Annotated in this window: 12 protein-coding genes; 3 read left to right on the top strand and 9 right to left on the bottom strand. The window is 70.0% G+C overall.

Annotation, left to right across the window (positions count from 1 at the left end):
* Window position 1: 1 nt before the first annotated feature.
* The 3 genes from KY661_RS20185 to KY661_RS20175 form a co-directional block, all read right to left on the bottom strand.
* The gene (locus tag KY661_RS20185; protein WP_225411759.1) at window positions 2-2,173 is read right to left on the bottom strand and encodes a bifunctional alpha,alpha-trehalose-phosphate synthase (UDP-forming)/trehalose-phosphatase; all 2,172 of its coding nucleotides are present in this window, start codon (window positions 2,171-2,173) and stop codon (window positions 2-4) included.
* Window positions 2,174-2,185: 12 nt separating this feature from the next.
* Window positions 2,186-3,331 carry a hypothetical protein gene (locus KY661_RS20180; RefSeq protein ID WP_225411758.1) on the bottom strand — a complete coding sequence of 382 codons (1,146 nt, stop codon included), beginning with the start codon at window positions 3,329-3,331 and terminating at the stop codon, window positions 2,186-2,188.
* Window positions 3,332-3,435: 104 nt separating this feature from the next.
* Window positions 3,436-4,755, bottom strand: a complete 1,320-nt coding sequence (locus tag KY661_RS20175) for a DUF5011 domain-containing protein (protein ID WP_225411757.1) — start codon at window positions 4,753-4,755, stop codon at window positions 3,436-3,438.
* Between the two features lie 154 nt (window positions 4,756-4,909).
* On the opposite strand from KY661_RS20175, the gene KY661_RS20170 reads away from it, so the two are divergent.
* The 3 genes from KY661_RS20170 to KY661_RS20160 are packed head-to-tail and all read left to right on the top strand — an operon-like array spanning window position 4,910 to window position 9,671.
* Window positions 4,910-6,322 carry a type VI secretion system contractile sheath large subunit gene (locus tag KY661_RS20170; protein ID WP_225411756.1) on the top strand — a complete coding sequence of 471 codons (1,413 nt, stop codon included), beginning with the start codon at window positions 4,910-4,912 and terminating at the stop codon, window positions 6,320-6,322.
* 51 nt (window positions 6,323-6,373) lie between these two features.
* A complete protein-coding gene (locus tag KY661_RS20165; protein WP_225411755.1) occupies window positions 6,374-8,296 on the top strand; it encodes a hypothetical protein in 1,923 nt (640 codons plus the stop codon).
* 28 nt (window positions 8,297-8,324) lie between these two features.
* Window positions 8,325-9,671 carry a YhgE/Pip domain-containing protein gene (locus tag KY661_RS20160; RefSeq protein WP_225411754.1) on the top strand — a complete coding sequence of 449 codons (1,347 nt, stop codon included), beginning with the start codon at window positions 8,325-8,327 and terminating at the stop codon, window positions 9,669-9,671.
* Between the two features lie 15 nt (window positions 9,672-9,686).
* Here the strand turns inward: KY661_RS20160 and KY661_RS20155 are convergent, their stop codons facing one another.
* Genes KY661_RS20155 through KY661_RS20130 form a run of 6 tightly spaced genes read right to left on the bottom strand, consistent with a single transcriptional unit; the run spans window position 9,687 to window position 17,137 of the window.
* Complete coding sequence (locus tag KY661_RS20155) at window positions 9,687-10,160, bottom strand: hypothetical protein (RefSeq protein ID WP_225411753.1); 474 nt, start codon at window positions 10,158-10,160, stop codon at window positions 9,687-9,689.
* Complete coding sequence (locus tag KY661_RS20150; protein WP_225411752.1) at window positions 10,157-13,933, bottom strand: type VI secretion IcmF C-terminal domain-containing protein; 3,777 nt, start codon at window positions 13,931-13,933, stop codon at window positions 10,157-10,159. Before KY661_RS20150 ends, KY661_RS20155 begins: the two co-directional genes overlap by 4 nt.
* A gap of 2 nt (window positions 13,934-13,935) precedes the next feature.
* On the bottom strand, window positions 13,936-14,259 hold the full coding sequence (locus KY661_RS20145; protein ID WP_225411751.1) for a hypothetical protein: 324 nt from the start codon (window positions 14,257-14,259) through the stop codon (window positions 13,936-13,938).
* On the bottom strand, window positions 14,244-14,882 hold the full coding sequence (locus tag KY661_RS20140; protein ID WP_225411750.1) for a DotU family type IV/VI secretion system protein: 639 nt from the start codon (window positions 14,880-14,882) through the stop codon (window positions 14,244-14,246). The genes KY661_RS20145 and KY661_RS20140 overlap by 16 nt, the downstream gene beginning before the upstream one ends.
* On the bottom strand, window positions 14,879-16,528 hold the full coding sequence (locus tag KY661_RS20135; protein WP_225411749.1) for a type VI secretion system baseplate subunit TssF: 1,650 nt from the start codon (window positions 16,526-16,528) through the stop codon (window positions 14,879-14,881). Before KY661_RS20135 ends, KY661_RS20140 begins: the two co-directional genes overlap by 4 nt.
* Before the next feature lie 6 nt (window positions 16,529-16,534).
* A complete protein-coding gene (locus tag KY661_RS20130) occupies window positions 16,535-17,137 on the bottom strand; it encodes a hypothetical protein (RefSeq protein ID WP_225411748.1) in 603 nt (200 codons plus the stop codon).
* Between the last annotated feature and the right edge of the window lie 38 nt (window positions 17,138-17,175).

The raw sequence follows: 17,175 nt of genomic DNA, 5'->3' as shown, positions 1-17,175 counted from the left end.
CTCACCGCTCCAGCAACGAGGCCAGGATGCGCCGCACCTCGTCCGGGCCGGACACCCGGTAGGCCGCGCGGGTGGGCCTGCCGCCGGCGTGGACGGAAATCCCATCCTCGGGCACCGCGCCGAACAGATCCTCGTCCGTGCGGTCATCGCCGAAGGCCGCCACCATCACTCCAGGCCCCAGCGCCTCCATCACCTGGGTCACCACGCGGCCCTTGTGCACGCCCCGGGGACGCACCTCCACCACCTTGTCCCCGGGCAGCACCTCCATCGGCCCCTGCGCGAACACCTCCATCAGCTTCAGCCGCAGCTCGCGGGCCTGGGAGGCGCCATAGCCGGCATCCACCTGCCGGTAGTGCCACGCCAGCGACGCGGTCTTCTCCTCCACGAAGGAGCCCGGCACGCGTGCGCTGAAGGAGTCCAGCAACGGACGCGCCTGCGCTTTCCAATCGGTGGACACGCCCTCCAGCATCTTCCACTCGCCGCCGGGCTTCGGCCGGGACCAGAGCCCATGCTCGCCGTGCAGCCCCACCGGCAGGTCTCCCAGCCACGCCTCCAGCGTCTCCTTGGCCCGGCCGCTGACGATGTGCACGGACGTGCCGGGCAGGGCCGCCACCTGCGCCAGCAGCGACTTCAGCGCCGCATCCGGCGTGGCCAGCTCCGGCCGCGCCACGTACCCCACGAGCGTCCCGTCGTAGTCGAGCAGCAGCACCCGCCGCCCGGCCGCCTTGAGCCGCGCCATGACGTCCTGGGTCCCGCCTTTGACTTCCCGCTGGGCCGGGGCGGGGATGGACTGGAGCGTGTCCAGGAAACGGCCCACCCACCAGTGCACGTCGTGGGCCTTCACCCGCTCGCGCAGGGCGCGCATGCGCGGCTGGCGCTCCGAGGCGGGCATCTCCAGCGCCTTCAGGATGGCGTCCGCCATGCCCTCGACATCATAGGGATTGACGAACGTGGCCTCGCACAGCTCGTTGGCGGCACCCGCGAACTCGCTCAGCAGCAGCACCCCGTCCTCGTCCGGCCGCGCCGCGCAGAACTCCTTGGCCACCAGGTTCATGCCGTCCCGGATGGGCGTCACCAGCATCACATCCGCCCCCCGGTACAGCGCCGCCAGCTGCTTCTCGTTGAGGGAGCGGTAGAGGTAGTGCACCGGGACGTTGTGCATGTTGCCGTAGAGGCCGTTGATGCGGCCCACCAGCTCGTCCACCTGCTCGCGGTAGGCGGCGTAGTCCTCCACCTGGGTGCGGCTGGGCACCGCCACCTGGATGAACCGCAGCCGCCCGCGCAGGGAGGGCTCGCGCTCCAGCACGCGCTGCACGGCCAGGAGCCGCCGGGGAATCCCCTTCGTGTAGTCGAGCCGGTCCACGCCCACCAGCAGCCGCTGCCCCACCGCCCGCTCCCGGAGCACCTTCACCTCCTCCAGCGTGCTCTGCTCCCGGGCCAGGCGGTCGAAGGCCTCCGCGTCGATGCCCATGGGGAAGGCCCCCAGGCGCACGGTGCGGCCCTCGTAGGTGACGTGGTCCACCTCCGTCTCCAGCCCCAGCACCTGCAGCATCGTGTTGGAGAAGTGGTGCACGTAGCTGGGCGTGTGGAAGCCCACGAGGTCCGCGCCCAGCAGGCCCCGCACCAGCGCTTCCCGGCGGGGCAGCGTGCGGAAAATCTCACTCGAGGGGAACGGAATGTGGTGGAAGAAGCCGATGCGCGCCTCGGGCAGGCGCTTGCGCAGCAGCGCTGGCACCAGCATCAGCTGGTAGTCATGCACCCAGATGGTGTCGCCCGGCTGGTAGTGGCTCGCCGCCAGCTCCGCGAAGCGCTCGTTGACCTTGGCGTAGGAGTCCCAGTCCCGGTCCTGCCGCGGCACGCGCTCCACCAGGTAGTGGCACAGCGGCCAGAGGACGCGGTTGGAGTAGCCCTCGTAGAAGCGGCTGACCTCGCTGGCGCTGAGGTACAGCGGCACGCAGCGCAGCCCCGCGAGCTGCTCGTCCACCTTGGCCCGCTGCGCCTGGGACAGCCGGGAGACATCTCCGGGCCAGCCCACCCACAGCCCGCCGGAGCGCTCGTGCGGCCCGCTCAGGCCGGTGGCCAGCCCCCCCGCGCTGCGCACCACGGAGACCTGGTCCTTCTCTGTCTTGACGGTGACGGGAAGCCGGTTGGAGACAAGCAGGAGTCGGGGCATAGGCCCCACGAATTAGTCCGGGGAGTGCGCCATGGCTACTGGAGATGGCGCGGCCGTGCCCAATGGCGAACCTTCCCGCACGGGGGCGCGCCAGCCGAGCCGGCCGAGCAGCGCCGGGTCCTTTCCCGCCTTCCAGATGAAGGCATCCAGCAGGTAGTGCGTGGCCTGGGGCAGCGCCAGGAGCGGCACCACCAGCGCCAGCACGTCCGGCGGCAGCACGAGGCCGCCGTCCCCGAAGAGCAAGGACCGCTCATGCCAGACGAGCTGGTCCCACAGGAACTCCTCGGCGAACGCCAGCGCCCCCAGGAACAGCAGGAAGCCCGGCAGCCCCGCGCGCAAGAGCGGCGCCCACGGCCCGTAGCCCCCTTCGGCGTGGCGCCCGCGCGCGTACCGGAACAGGAGCGCGAAGTACGGCACCCCGTGCAGCAGCACGTTCATCACCGTGAACGCGAAGTCATCCCGCGCCACCACGATGCCCCCGAACCACGTCGCCCACGTGGCGAGCACCAGCAGCACCTTGCCCGCCTGGAGCCCCTCGCCCCGCACCACCCGCAGGGCCTGGAAGCCCGCCCACCCGGCCAGCACGCATGCATGCAGCCCGAGCGCGAGCGTGCCCACCCACTGCGGCAAACCCGAGACGAAGTCGTTCTCCACGAACCACCAGAACTCGCGCGGCAGGTTTGCGTGCCACCACACCACGGGCCCCAGCGTGGCCGCGTAGAGGGCCGCCGCGTCCCACCGCCGCTCCGCGTCCGAGACGCGGGCCTTGCGCGCGTAGAGCGCCCCCCAGCCATATTGTTGGCGCACAAAGTGAAACAGGGCGGTGTAGGCGAAGAGCCGCCAGAACAGCCCCGGGGAGGCGAGATAGGCCAGGACACCGAGCACGTAGGCGGCGAGCGGGGCGAGGGCATACAGCGCCGGGCGCCGGAGCAGCTCCTCCCGGTCCAGATAGGTGCGGAACACCGTGGACCAGACGTGCGCCACGTCCACCCCGACGACGAGCAGCGCCCAGGCCCACAGGGGCGTGTCCCCCCCCGCGCCGAGCCAGGGCGCCGCGGCCACCAGCGCCACGGACAGGAGCGCGGTTCCGGCGAAGACGGCCAGGTCGGTCTCCCGGCCGAACAACCAGCGCTGCGAAGGGGCAAGAAGGCGGGCCATCCACCCCCAAGGCTACCAGCACCGGCCCGAAAACGCCGAAGGGGCTGGAGACGGCCTCGGCCGCCCCCAACCCCTCCTTTAGAAGCGTTGCGCTGTCCTGGGAACTACCAGGGGCAGTTGGCGACCTCGACGGTGCGGGTCTGCGGCACCGCGGAGTTCCCGCCGCTGTCCGTCACGGAGTAGGTCACCGTGTAGATGCCCGGCACCCAACCGTTCACGTAGCCGGCCGTCTTCACCTCGGCGGAGATGTTGCCGTAGCACTCGTCGAAGGAGTCGGCGCCCGGGTCCACCCACTGGCTGCCGCACTTGTGGTACTCGTGCGAGGAGCCCTTGAGCGTCAGGACCGGGGCCAGGGTGTCCTCCACCTGCACCGAGCGGACCACCTGCACTTCGTGGTTCTGCGCGTCTAGGGCACGGTACTGCACCGAGTAGGTGCCCTCGGAGCAGGTGTTCGGGCCGGGGCCGTACGCGTCATGGCCGGAGTTGTGCGTGACGACTTCCACCGCGCCGCAGGCATCCGACGCCACGGCACCCTGGTCCACCCAGGAGTCCACGCCGCACTCGAGCAGCTGGTGCTGCGGGCCGTTCAGGGCAATCTGGATGTTGGTGGGGAACACCGTGCAGGCGCTGGTGGACTGCTGGGAGGCGCTGTTGGGGCTGAAGGAGGCCAGGGCGTTGGCCGTCGGCGCCTGGGGGTTGCAGAGGTTGCCGCCCACGCACGCCAGCGCGTGGCTCACACACTTGCCGTCCGCCCCGCAGATGTCCGAGGTACAGGAGTTGCCGTCATCGCACGCGGCGTCCGACTCACAGCTGGACTCGACCGGCTGGCCATTGAGCACCACCTTGGCGCTCTGGAGGTTGTTCTCCGAGCAGCAGTCGTCCACCTGGGTGATGACCACGCGGTTGGTCTCACCCGACTTCACGTAGGGGCCGAGGTTCGTGGTGCCGGAGCCGCCGAAGTAGACGTAGCTGCCGGGGATGACGAAGCCCGCGGGGTACTGCGAGTTGAAGATGGTGACGCGCGAGCCATCGTCCATGCCGTTGAAGGCGATGGTGAACTGGGTCACCGCCACGTTGGCCGGCACATCCACCAGGGTCTGGAAGTAGGTGAAGTCGCCGTAGCCGAAGCAGGTGATGGGCGCATGGCACACGCGCGACGGGATGGAGAAGCCGATGGTCTCGCCGTTGGGCGCGATGGACCAGGCCGAGTCCGACTGGGGCGGAATGGTGGCCACGTCGTACTCGCACTCCTGGCCGTGGACCGTGGGGTTACAGGTGAACTTCTTGAGCCCGTGGGGGTTCGTGGCCGAGACCTCCAGGCCGTTGTGCATCTGCCAGGGCGTCCGCGTCTGCGCGAGGGCAGGCATCCCACACAGGACGACAAAGGCGCCAGCAATCGTACCAACCACACCATGCTTCGTCATGTTCGCACCCCGAGAAGGCCCATCCCCATAGAAGGGCCCGCGTTGCATTGCAGCCGTAGCGGCAAAATCTTGTAGAACAGTAAATGTGCCCCCCAGGGCCTGTCAACGTTTACTTGTTTTCAAGTTTTGAGAAGTTCGGCCCTTCAGGAGCCCCATGCTTCGTTTCCCCCCTTCCCCCCGAGTGCGCTGGCTGGTCGCGGGGGCCTTTCTGCCCACGCCGTCGGGGCACGCCTTCTCACTCAATGAGAGGGATTGGGCCGGGCCTTTCCACCGGGCCGCCCGCGCCGTGAGCGTCACGGTCCGGGACCGCATCGGCTCCAGCGATGCGCTCTTCCACGAGGTCTCCTTCGCATCCTTGGAGGACTTCCAGCTCGCGGAGGTCATCGGCGCCGTTCCTGGCCTGAGCGCCTTGCGCACGCTGCGAGAGGCCCTCCGCGGCGAGCGCGTGCTGTCCGCGGAGGAGCGGGCGCAGCTCGCGGCGGCGCTCGGGCCCGGCCACCTGGCCTCGGACATGGTCCAGGCCCTTCACGGGGCACGCTCCTCCCAGAGCGCGCACCGGGCCGCGCTGGCCGTCCTCGAGGAGGCGCTCTTCGCCACCGCGCGCGACATCCTCCAGTCCCCGGCCGTGGCCCGGCTGGAGTCCTCCTGGCGCGGCTTGCACTGGTTGGGGGGGCACGGGGCCACCTGCCCGGAGCTGGACATCGAGGTGCTGGACGTGGCGCCGCATCAGCTGGAGGAGGCCCTGGCGCGGCGGCTGGACGCCGAGCCCCTCCAGCGCCCCGATGCCTGCTTCATCGCCGATGCGCTCGACGGGCCGGAGGCCCTGCGGCCGCTGGCCGCGCTGGGCGAACAGGCCTGGGTCCCCATCGTGGCCTCCGTGCCCACGGCCGTGGCCACGGGCGGCGCCTGGACGGAGGCGCTGCGCGCCGAGGAATCCTCGCGCTGGCTCTACGCGGCGCTCAATCCCGTGGTGATGAGGGCCGAGCGCCAGGGGGCCGTGCACCGCGAGTGCTTCGCCAGCCCCGCGCTCGCCGTGGCGGCCTTGCTGACCGCCAGCTTCCGGAACACCCGCACCTTCGCCCGGCTCGTGGGGCCCGGCAGCGGAAGCCAGGCGCCCGCGGTGTGGCATCCAGACACTGACTCCCCGGTGGCCACCCAGGCCGTCCTCTCCCTCCGGGAGCAGGAGCGGCTGGCGTCACGGGGCCTGCTGGGCGTGAGCGGCTGCTGGGACTCGAACGCGGTGATGCTGGGGCCCACGGCGCCCTCGCTGTACGGGGGCCGCGACGCGGCGCACCTCCCGGCCCAGTTGCTCACCGGCCGGCTGCTGCGCCTGAGCCAGGCGTTCGCCGAGAGCCTGCCCGAAGGGACCCACCCTGACGCGGTGGCCGCCGCGTTCGCCCCAGCCGCCGAGGCGTTCCTCTCGCTGGGCTCCGGGAAGCCCTGTCCGCTCCAGGCGCGCGTGGTGCCCCTCGGGAACGCGGAAAAAGGGTTGCACGTGAGGGCCACCCTCCGGCCCGAGCTCGCGGGCACGCCGCTGCAGCTCGAGTTCACCGTGCCGCTGCGTTGACGGGCCTCCATGCATCCTTGAAGATGACCGGCAGAGAGGGAGGTCTCCGCCATGAGAACGGCCGTCCAAGAGGGACTCCAGATCGAGCTGACGCTCACCCTGGGAGGCCAATCCTTCTCCATTCCGGGCGGTCAGGTGAAGCACCTCTCGGTGCACCTGGCCGCGCACGGCTTCAACGCGTCGGTCACCTTCTGGTCCTCCCTGCAGAAAAAGGACTCGGCGCTCTTCACCGCCCTCCAGAAGCCGGATCTGATTCAGGTGCGCGTGTCCGTGGCGGCTGGGGATGCCTCGCCGCCCACGCCCCTGGTGCTGCAAGGGCTTGTCCGCAGCCGCCGCATCACCTCGGAGAGCCATGGCATCTACCAGGGCTCCGAGCACCTCTTCCGCCGGTACACGCTCGAGTTCGCCGATCCCGCGCAGGTGCTCTGGCGGCAGCACCGCCCCATCGACCTGTACACCGGCACCTCCATGATGGAGGTGCTCGAAGCGCATAAGGCCAGCCTCCAGTTCTCCTACGACTGGACGGTCCTCAAGCAGAAGCACCCGATGCTGTGCCTCGCCCTGGGCGCGGATGCCCCGGGGGTGAGCTTCTACGACTTCGTCCTCTGGTACGTGGCCACGAACAATGGCGTCTGGAGCTACGACAGCCACCTGAACCAGTACTGGCTGACGGCCGACAAGCCTTCGCCGCTCCAAGCGGCCCCCTTGAGCGGCCTCCAGGTCCAGGACATGAAGGTCCACCTGCCGCTGCCCATCCGGCACAGCACCCGGGTGCTCAACGCAGTGGCCCAGGCCCCCTCCACCGCGGTGCTCGAGCAGCCCCAGGCCGTCACGGGCGTGTCCCACGATGTGATGCTGCGGACCCCGCTGGCCACCGAGGCCGAGCAACGGCAGAAGCTGGAGAAGGCCCGCCTCAAGCCCCGGCAGTCGCAGCTCGACATCGCATTCAAGCACTTTCCCACGGTGGACATCTTTCCCGGGGCCCTGCTCCGCCTGGAGGGCCCCATGTGGCCCTCCGGGTTGAAAGGCCTCGATGAGGACCAGCGGGTGGTCAGCCTCGACCTGGAGGCGCTCGCTCAGAACGAGGGCGCCCATGAGGATCAGCAAACCCCCATCGCCACCTACAAGTGCCTCCTCTCGGTCCGGATGGAACCCGCCTCGGAGACGCTGACCACCCTGCCCCCCTACCGCGCCCCGCGCTACCCCATTCATGTCGAGGGCCTGGTGCACAGCCCGGGGGGAGATGCCCAGGACCGGCGCTACCTCATCGTCGAGGACGAGAAGACCTCGCTCCACTCCTTCCGGATGACGGTGCCGCTGTGGAACAAGACGGTGAGCGTGCCGGCCGAGCCCAACCAGCTCCCGGGCCACTTCTTCTTCCCGCCGTACAAGAACACGCGCGTCCTGGTGGCGCTCCACTTCGAGCACGCCGAGCTGGTGCGCTTCATCGACTGGAAGGAAGGCGTGCGCACGCCCCAGGATGGCCAGGGGGACCAGGCGCTGCTGGGCTGGAACAAGGAGAGCCAGACGGCCTTCACCCACGACTTCCAGGACGACAAGCCGGTGTGGCGCATCCACCGCACCTCCGGCGGGGACACCCAGGTGGTGCGCATGGGCGAGGGCCACCTCTTCATCCAGGTGAAGGAGACGCCGGGCAGCGCGGCGCCCACCCCCACGTATGACGTCAGCCCACAGGTGGACGCCGCCAAGGCGGACCTCTCCGCCTCCACGGGCCAGGCCATGACGGAGAGCACCACCGCCTACCAGGCCGCGATGGGCGCCGTGCGCACGAAGATGAAGGAAGCCCAGGCCGAGACGAAGACCGCGCTCAGCGGCGCCAAGAAGGAAGTGGGCGCCAAGGTGGCCGAGGCCAAGGGCGGCTTCCAGCAGGCCTCCTCCCAGCTCTCCCAGGGCAATGGGCAGTTGACGGGGAAGGCCGCCGAGGCCAAGGCTTCACTCGAGAAACTGCGATGACACACCCGCCGGGGGACGGAGCACACCCATGCAGCAACTGCGAGGCAAGGTAGCGGCGCTCCGGGGCGAGCTGGAGTCCTTCAGCACGGGGGCCACGGCCCGCCTGCACTCCCTCCGGGAGGCGGCGGCAGGCCAGGTGGGCCAGCTCCAGACGGAGCTCTCCTCGCTGCGTCCCGGGGCCGACGCGGAGGCCAGCGCCCTCACGGCGAAGCTCGACGCCGCGGAGGCCGAGCTGGCGGCGGACGCCCCGGCGAACTCCCAGCAGCACGTGGGCCCGCTCTGGGAACGCCTGGTGCCGCTCCGCTCCCAGGTGAAGTCCACCACCGCCTCCACCCACGCGATCCTCGAGCCGATGGAGGCGAACCTGGGCAGCTCCCTCGAAGCCCAGAACGCGCGGCTGGGCCAGGGCCTGGACACCCTGGAACAGACGCTGAGCGGCCAGGTCCAGCAACAGACCCGCGGCATCCAGGCGGTGGAGCAGGCCCTGGAGCAGGTGCAAGCCCAGGTGGATGCGCTCATCACCCAGGGCACCGCCACCCTGGATGCGCTCGTCCAGACGGCGGGCACCTCCCTGGCCGCCCTCCAGGCCCCCGTCAAGCAGGCCACGGAGGCCGCCTCGGCCACGCTCGACACGCTGATGGCCACCCTCACCCAGCTGGAGAAGCAGCTGCAGACGCTGTTCGCCGCCCTGCCCGAGAAGCTCGAGCAGCTCCAGTCCCTGTTCAAGACGGTGACAGGCACGCTGGAGAGCCTGCTGGGCCGCGCGGGGCAGATGCTGGATGCCGTGCCCGCCGCGGACCTGCCCAAGCCGCTGGTCACCCCGGCCGTGCAGTCCATCGGCCAGGTCGTCACCCAAATCTCCACCCAGCTCGGCACCCTCTCCAGCCAGGTGGCCACCCAGATGACGACGGTGCAGGGCCAGCTCGTCTCCCAGGTGGAGCAGTTCCAGTCGCAGTCCGTTCAGCAGGTCCAGACGCTGCAGCAACAGCTCGTGCAGCAGATCCAAACCGTGGCCCAATCGGTCCAGAGCATCGTGGACCAGGCCGCGGCCCAGCAGGAGCAGCTCGTGGCCCAAGTGTCCCAGCAGGTGGACACCCTGCGCCAGCAAGTCACCTCCCAGGTGGAAGCGCTGACGGCCGGGGTGGGCTCCCAGGTGGACGCCCTCGATGCCCAGGTGAGGCAGCAGCTCGGCGTGCTCCAGGGCAGCCTGGAGACGGGCGAGCAGACCACCTCGGACCAAATCGCGGCCCTGGGCGAGGGCACCGGCCAGCAGCTCGCCTCGGCCCGCGGCCAGGTGAAGGGCCGCTTCGCCCCGGTGCACGCCTCGGTGGACGCGGCGCTCGCCGAGCTCCAGCAGGCCCGGCGGAGCGTTTGACCGGAGGCGCCCGCCTCAGGCCCCGGGCAGCTTCGGTGCCTCGGGCGCCTTGGGCGCCTCCTGCATGGGAATGGCCGGCGGCACCGAGTCGCTCATGATGCGGCTGACGGTCAGCTCCACATCCACCGCCTTGGGCAGCGGGGGGCTGAGCAACAGCTGCCAGTTCCCATCCGGGGCGGTGAACAGGAAGGACACGGCCAGGGCGCCCTCCTGCGGGGGCTGCACCTGGAAGCGCTGGATGGTGCCCGGGTAGAGGACCGCGGTCTGCAGCACGCTCTTGTCCGGAGAGCCGACCTTGGAGGCGACCTCGGAGTACTCCTCGTTGGCGTACTGCTTGGGGTCCACCTGGCGAATCAACATGTACATGGGCCGGCCCAGGTTCGTCCCCGGCGGCGACTTGATGTTGAGGTGGAGGCGGCTGGGCCCACACGCGCCGAGCACCACCGCCGCCGCCACCAGGCCCAGGGGCCCGTACACACTCCCACTCACCGAGGAACCTCCCGGAAAGGCACCCAGGGATCACCCTTGAGCCCGAAGCTGATTTCCAGCCCCCTCTTGTCCCCGGCGATGCCCTGCAATGCAAGGCTCCATTGTCGGCGCTGGTCGGTGGTGAGGGCCGCCTCCTCGAAAAGCCGGAAACAGCTCCAGGTCGAGCGGTTCCAGGGCAGCGAGACGTACTGGGGCGCATCCCGCGCGGGCGAGCGCAGCTCCAGCACGATGGAGGACACCTGCTGGTCCCACCAGTTCACGGGGAAGTCCTGCCAGGTGGGAATCTGGTTGAAGCCATAGGCGGTCGTCTTGCCACACTTGAGCGACGACATCGTGACGAAGACGCCCGGCAGGGGCGGCGCGGGCAGGGGCTGGGGCTGCACCTTGAGCATCAGCGGCCGCGAGCGCCCCTCGTCATCCCACAACAGCGCCGCCAGCCGGGCCAGCCGACTCAGGGTGAGCAGCATCTGCTCGGGCAACACCAGCTTCTCGCGCAGGGGGCCGCGCAGGGACCACTGCGTGCCGCGCTCCACGCAGACGCGGGAGAACATCTGGCTCACGAAGCTCCAGAAGGCGCCATCCTTGCGGCGCAGCACCTCCAGCTCGCCGGGGTCCACGTCCTGCGGGGACTGGGGGTTGAAGGGGTAGCGCTCGAGCATGGACCGCAGCATGCGCCCGGAGGCCTCTTCCCACTGCCGCGCCAGGGTGCTCTCCAGCTCCGCCTTGCCCAGGCGCTGCACCTGCAGGAAGGGCTCCAGGAACGGCTGCCGCAGCTCGCCCGAGAGGCCCTGTTGATCCAACCACTCCTGGGCCTTGCGCAGGTAGGAGCCCTCCTCCTCCAGCAGCATGGACAGGGCCACCCGCTCCAGCGGCGTGAGCATGTCCGAGAGGTCCGCGGTACTCACCTCGACCCCGGCCTCCGGGGCGGCCTCCTTGACCGGCGCCGGGGCCTCCGCGGGCTTCTTGTCCCCCGCCGCCGCGGCTGGGCCGCGCCGGGTGCTCGCGTCCAGCTCGTCGTGCATCTGGGCGATCAGCGCATGGTAGGGGGCCAGCGCCGCGTAGAAGCCGCTCTTGTCGGTGGACATGAGCTGGACGATGGGCCGGAAGGGCGCCACGGCGTTGCGCAGCGGCTCATAGTAGGGCCCCTCCAGCGGCTCCAGGCTGGCCCGGGTGGCCACATCCCGCAGCATGTCCACCTGGTCCGACGAGGGCTGGGTGAGCCGCGCCAGCTCGTCGAACAGCGCCTTGCGCGGCACGACGAAGCGGTAGGTCCGGAGGCTGTGGAACAGGCCCTCGCGGTAGCCCTGGGCGAACACCCCCACCCGCTTCTGGATGTACTCCTCGCGCTTCACGGCCTCGTCGGTCGGCAACTGCACGTTCTTCAGCCGCTGGGTGAAGTCATCCACGAGCGGCTTGAGATCCGTATCGAAGGGCGTCCGGCTGAGAATCAACTGCCCGGGCCGGGGGGCCGCCTGGGGGCCCATGTTCAGCCGGCCCGCCTTCTCGTAGAAGTCGAGCAGGGCCTGCAGCAGCTCGCGCGACAGCTGCGGGGGCCGGAACTCGAAGGACTGCTGGAGCAACTCGATGCGGTAGGGGCCCTTCTTGTTGCCCGTCAGCCAGAGCCCATCCCGGGTGAGCAACTCCGAGGGGCCCATCTTCTCCACCGCCAGGAAGCCCGAGTAAGCCTCCTTCTCCATGTCCAGCACCGTGGCCAGGGTGTCCCGGTTCGTCCGCAGCCAGTCGAGCGCCTGGACCGTGGTCTCGATGCCCTGGAAGTGGCGGGTATTGGATTGGATGCCCGCGGTGTCGATGAGGCTGAGCACGGAGGGCAACGCGGCATAGACATCGAGGTCCGCCAGCTGCGCCTCCAGCCGCTCCCGCTCCTCCCGCCGCAGCTCCAGCTGGGCCAGGCCCTTGGGGCCTTCGTCCAGCGTCTGCCGCAGGAACATCAGGTGGTCCAACCAGGGCTTGAGCTGACTCTCGACGGTCAGCCGCTCCGGGTAGGGCCAGCAGGACCAGTCCGTCTCCGCGGACTCGGCCACCTGCGCGGCCCCCCGGCGGCACGGCGGGGTGCGCTCCCAGGGCTCGTCGCTCGCGAGCACGTAGGTGGCCACGAGCGGCTCGCGCAGCTCCAGCGCGGTGAGCCAGGTGCGGTTCGCGTCGGAGGCGGGCGCCGCCCCCGGCCTCGTGGCGCTGCTCTGGCCGCCGCTCCAGCGCCGCGAGTGCTGGGGCTGGATGCTGGAGTTCACGAAGTCCCCCAGCCCGTTCTTGTTCGAGGCATGCAGGGCGGCCAGCAGGTAGACCACCTGCTCGGGGCGGCAATCGTGAGGGCTCTTGCGGCAGCGCTCCAGGGACGGCCGCAGGTGGCTGTCGCGGATGCCCTGGGCCAGGCGCTTGCGCAGGTCCAGCATCTCCTCGGGAAAGCTCGAGTTCAGCGGGGGCCACCAGCTCGCGGCGCCCCACAGGTGGCTGATCGCATTGGCCGCCTCTTTCACCTGCTGCTCGACGACCTCGCCGCGCCCCTCCAGGCCCTGCTCGCGCATCTGCGAGACCGTGCTCTCGAAGCGCACCACCTGCTCCTGCGCATCGCCCAGCAGCACGTAGAAGTTCGCGTACGCGGCCAGCACCGGCAGACAGCCCACCGCGGCGATCCACGCCGCGCGGCGCCGGTGGGTGCGCAGGTAGAGGCTGTGCGGCGCCTGCGTGCTGCCCTCCTCCGGCAACACCGAGAGCGTGCCCCCGGCGCGCGCCTCGGGCATGGGCGAGGACAGGAACACGCGCGTGAGGCGCGGCTTGTACGAGAGGGTGTCCCCCTCCAGCAGCGAGGCGACGAAGCGGCCCAGCGCCGCGAACGAGCGCCCGCCCTGCGAATAGAAGCGCTCCAGCCGCTCGAACGCATCCACCGGCAGCGAGGTGAGCCCCAGGGCCAGGTACTGCTCCTGGCCCTCCAGCAGCGTCGCCAGCCGGGACTCCTCGCCCTGCTTGGGCATGTCGAAGGATCTCGCCACCCCGTGCTGCTTCAGCAGCCGGGCGAAGTCCTCGAAGCCCTCCACCCCGTCCATGTGCGTCAGGCACAGGCGAGTCTCCACGGGCCGGCCACACGCCTCGGAGATGAGGTTGAGCTTGCCGCGCAGCAGCTGCGCCATGCGCCGCTGCTCGTTGGGGGGCGTCTCCGCCAGCCAGCGAATGTCCAGCGCGAGGACCGCCAGGCCGCCCTGGCGGCGGTTGAAACACTTGCCCCACAGCCGGCGCAGGGCCCCGCGGGCCTGCAACGTCTCATCCTCCAGCAGCGGGGCCGAGACTTCCTGCACCACGCAGTCCGGGCCCAGGTACACCTGCAGCAGGGAATCCGACGTGTAGCTGGGGAGGAACTGCCGGGCCTGGCGCTGCCAGTCGACATCCAGGCCAATGAGCAGCGTCTTGCCACTGCCCGCGGGCCCGAGCACCACCACCGTGGGCAAATCCAACACCGCGGCCCGGTTCGCCAGGGGCAGCCCCGCCAGGAAGGCCCGGTACACCTTGAGCAGCCGGTGGGTCGCCATGGGCGGAGGACCGCTGGAGGCCACGGACGCGCGCCGACGGCGCCACCACTGGTAGAGCTTCACCGCGGCGAAGACGACGAGGGCGAGCAGGAGCGCGAGCAGCACCCACTTGAGGTAGGGGGCCGCCGCCAGCCAGAACTTCTCGAACGTCCCCGCCTCGGGGCTGGCCGCCGGAGCGTCCGCCCCGAGCACCTTCGCGCCCGCGTCCACCGCCTGGGTTGGGTCTGCCACGCTCAGCCTTTCCCTCGGGCCGCGCCCGTCCTGGAGCGGCCCGTCCGCACGGCCAACTGGAGTGCTTCCAGCACATCCTCCAGACCGTCCAAGGTTTGAAGGAGCTTGGCGTGCTGGGCTTCCTGCTCCTTGGGAGCCAGCCGCGTCCCACCCGGCTCCGGGTAGAGCGCCGCCAGCCCCGCGCGCACCTCACCCAGCAAGGGCTCCACGCCCGCACCCAGCGAACCCAGCTCGGACTGAATGAGTTGCTCCAGCCGACCCAGAAACATCCGGGGGTCCTGGGACTCGTGCATCTTCGGCGCCTCGTCCTTCATCTCGACAGCCACCAGAGTAGCACCGGGAGGGCCACCACCACGAACCCCGACGCCGCGTAGTACCGCATGGGGAAGGAGTGGACGAGCGGGGGCTGAGCCTCCGGGGGCGGGGGGGCGGGCACGGCCTCGGGCTTCGGGATGCGGGCCGCCAGGCGCTCCTTGTACTCGCGCAGCCGGGCCGTGTTCTCCGCGTACCTTCCCTGGAAGCCCGCGGTGAGCGCGAAGTGCAGCATCTCGAAGACCAGGATCGAAGCATTGCGCATGGCCAGCTTCTCGTCGGCCATCTCGAAGAAGGCATCTCCGCCCGCATCCGAGTGGAACAGCTTGTATTGCAGGAAGGGCCAGTCGAGCTGCTCACCCTCCGCCAGCCGGCGCAGCACCAACTCGTCGAGCAGATAGACGAAGGGGCGCTTGGCCTCCTGGACTTCTTCCTCGCGGTAGGCGGTGCCCAGCACGTTGCACAGGCCCGTGACTTCCGCCTCCAGCTGCTTCTGGAGCATGGCCAGCCCCAGCATGCCGACCCGGACCTGCGTGCGGGACTCCCCCACGGCGGGCTCGCGCGGCAGGGACTGGTCCATCAACGCCAGGGATTGGCGGTGGGTGCGCAGGACGGTCTGCCAGTGCTCGAGTTTCATGAGCTCGCTTTCAGCGGGAAGGCGCCGCCGCCTGCCACCGTGGGCCGCAAGAGGACCGACGCCTCCCCATTCCAGGCCTCCAGCAGGTGCTGCACCTGCTCCAGGAAGCAGGCCACCAACGGCTCGGCGCTGGCATCGAATGGCTCCAGCAACAACTCATACACGTGGAGCAGCCCCGAGCCGCGCAGCGCACCGTCCGGGGCCACCGTGGCCTTGAGCTCGCGAATCCAGGGAATGACGCGGCGGAACGGCTCCTCGGCGGGGGTGCCCAGGTAGCTCAACAGCGCGGCGAGCTCGTTGCGCTCCAGCGTGGACTTCACCTTCCAGGACAGCAGCCGGGTGAGCCCCGTCACGTCGTTGCGCAGCGCGCTGTCGCGGTGCGGCTCGAGCCGGCCCACCAGATGCCACTTGAGCCCCTCCACGTGCCGGCCCGGCGTGGACACCGTCACCCGGCCCGAGGCCTCGGAGACGAAGCGCGGCTGGTACCAGAGCGCCTCCACCAGGAGCTTCTGCGGCTCGACGAAGGCCTCCGGCAAGCGCACCAGCAGGCCGTGGCGCGGGCGCATCTCCTCGTCGAGCGACTCCTCCAGCTCGTAGCTGGGGCCCTCTCCGGGCAGGAAGGCCGGGCGCATGGGCGTGCGCCCCGAGCGGCCCAGCGCGTACACGCCGGTGACGGCATGCAGCTCCAGCTCCCGGCCCGCCGTCATGCCGCGGATGGTGTACTCCGAGCGGGTGCCATCGGCGGAGATGGGCTGGGCGGGCTCCGCCTTGAGGTTCTCCACCGGCACGACGAAGGGCTGGAAGAAGTCCGGGTGGGTGGAGCGCCCCACCGACCAGGCCTTGTCCAGGTCCAGGCACAGGCTGAAGCGGGTCCACTCCTTGCGCGACGAGGGCACCGCCACGTGGAGGAAGAGCCCCTGCTCGGGCATCTGGAAGAAGCCGCGCACGCGCTGCAGGGGGTGCTCGAAGTCGCCCGCGTCCTCCATCTCGGGCGGCGCGTCCCCGAACGTGTACTCGCACGGCATGCCCTGGGAGGACGCGTCGGCCGGCGCGTCGTACACCACGCTGAGCTGCTGCAGGTGCTTGCGCAGCGCGTGGAAGACGGCCAGCGAGGGCCGGTACTCGTCCAGGTGGCGCACGTACAGGCTGAAGAGCCCCACGGGGTCTCTCCGGGGGAAGGCCGACTCGAAGTGGACGAGCAGCCGGTAGCGGCCATCGTCCAGGCGCAGCACCTGCATGCCCCTCATGGCGATGGGCAGCACGCGCAGGTTGCGCCGGAGGCGGAAGCTGCCTGCCGCCCCGTGCGCGGGCGCGAGCCTCAGCTCGGTGCCCCGCTGGAGCACCAGCGTCTCCGTCATCTTCTCCGTGGGCAGCGCCTGCACCATGGCCACCGCGGGCAGCGGCTTGAGCAGGAAGTCGAAGAAGGAGGAGAACAGGCGCAGCCACGTCGAGCGCAGGTTGTGCTGCGTGGCCAGCCGGGTCTGCACCGCGAAGAAGGCCATGGACTCGATGAGGCGCCGCACGTGCGGGTCCTCCCGGTCCAGCGGCACCGAAGGGTGTGACTCCAGGAAGCGCTGCCGGAAGCGCTCCAGCGCATCCAATTCGCTCAGGTAGTCCTGGTAGATCCGGTCCGAGGAATCGCTCACCGCCCCTTACCCCAACTTCACGAGCGAGCCGCTGACGGTCGTCATCGCGCCCTTGAGTTCCGCGAGCCCCGCGGACTCCAGGCCCAGCTTGCCCTGCGCGGCCACCTTGGTCATCGCGGAGGACAGCTCCGCCTGCGTCTTGCCGGACATCTTCAGCGTCATCCCCTCCACCTTGTTCTCTCCGCCCGAGGCCGTGAGGCTCGTCTGCATGCCCTTGAGATCCAACTGGGAGGCGGCCTCCACGGCCACGTTGGCGTTGGACGACAGCTTCGCGTCCGAGGTGGCGCTCTGGGTGAGCTTCGCCTTGGAGGTGAACGTCATGTCCTGGGTGCTCTCCAGCTTGAGCGTGGCCTGACTGGTCCAGCTCGACGCGTCCTTCGACTTGAGGGTGAGCGTCCCGGTGGCATCCACGGTGAAGTCCTTACAGGTGATGGTGACGCTGTCCTGCTTCTGGACGACGGTGCTCGTCTCCGAGGAGCCCTTCACCGTGATGGTGATGCTCTCGCCGTCCATCACCAGGGTCTGCGTGATTTGGGCGTCGGCATTCTCCACCTTTACGGTGACGCCTTTCTCCTTGTCCAGTTCGACGGTGCAGACAAGCTTGCCCATGGCTCCTCGCCTTCTCGGTGGGGGAGCCCAGGGCTCCC

The organism is Allostigmatella hybrida, assembly GCF_020103775.1.
GTDB lineage: Bacteria > Myxococcota > Myxococcia > Myxococcales > Myxococcaceae > Hyalangium > Hyalangium aurantiaca.
This window is presented reverse-complemented; position numbering and strand designations above follow the sequence as displayed.

Bases quoted from the DNA above. Each gene is read 5' to 3' on its own strand.
- KY661_RS20185 (WP_225411759.1), bottom strand. From the start codon at position 2,173: ATGCCCCGACTCCTGCTTGTCTCCAACCGGCTTCCCGTCACCGTCAAG.
- KY661_RS20180 (WP_225411758.1), bottom strand. From the start codon at position 3,331: ATGGCCCGCCTTCTTGCCCCTTCGCAGCGCTGGTTGTTCGGCCGGGAG.
- KY661_RS20175 (WP_225411757.1), bottom strand. From the start codon at position 4,755: ATGACGAAGCATGGTGTGGTTGGTACGATTGCTGGCGCCTTTGTCGTC.
- KY661_RS20170 (WP_225411756.1), top strand. From the start codon at position 4,910: ATGCTTCGTTTCCCCCCTTCCCCCCGAGTGCGCTGGCTGGTCGCGGGG.
- KY661_RS20165 (WP_225411755.1), top strand. From the start codon at position 6,374: ATGAGAACGGCCGTCCAAGAGGGACTCCAGATCGAGCTGACGCTCACC.
- KY661_RS20160 (WP_225411754.1), top strand. From the start codon at position 8,325: ATGCAGCAACTGCGAGGCAAGGTAGCGGCGCTCCGGGGCGAGCTGGAG.
- KY661_RS20140 (WP_225411750.1), bottom strand. From the start codon at position 14,882: ATGAAACTCGAGCACTGGCAGACCGTCCTGCGCACCCACCGCCAATCC.
- KY661_RS20130 (WP_225411748.1), bottom strand. From the start codon at position 17,137: ATGGGCAAGCTTGTCTGCACCGTCGAACTGGACAAGGAGAAAGGCGTC.